Origin of the sequence: Thermococcus sp. ES12 (assembly GCF_012027515.1) — an archaeon.
Lineage (GTDB): Archaea > Methanobacteriota_B > Thermococci > Thermococcales > Thermococcaceae > Thermococcus > Thermococcus barossii.
The window spans coordinates 1-413 of the sequence record NZ_SNUP01000105.1; the positions used below are offsets into that span (position 1 = coordinate 1).

Sequence of the window (413 nt, forward strand, 5' to 3'; positions counted from 1 at the left end):
TGACTCATTCCTATGAATCTCAATCCTCTCTCTTCTCCAATTCTGTTTGCGGTTATGCTGAATACCCTGTTCTCGAGACTCCTTATTGGCATAGCCCTTGGAGCATAAGGGAGAACAAGGTTAGCTGGATGTGCTACAATGTCAGCTCCCTTTAGTGCTAGGGTTCTCATGGCCTCAGGGAAAATCCAGTCAAAGCAAATCATTACTCCAATTTTAGCAATTCCAATATTAAATACGTGAAATCCAAGATTTCCTGGTTCAAAAAAGAGTTTTTCTCTGTAAAAAAGGTGAATTTTTCTGTATTTTCCAATGTAGCCTCCCCCAATGGGCCCTACAATAACGGCAGAATTGTAAAGTTTTCCCTTTTCATCTTTCTCTGCAGTGCCAGCTACGATGAATATTTCATGTTCTTT

The 413-nt window shown here is 40.2% G+C and carries 1 protein-coding gene; it reads right to left on the reverse strand.

Annotation, left to right across the window (positions count from 1 at the left end; translation table 11 throughout):
* A partial coding sequence (locus E3E37_RS11275) for a nitrilase-related carbon-nitrogen hydrolase (RefSeq protein ID WP_305849831.1) occupies positions 1-413 on the reverse strand: 413 nt, incomplete at both ends.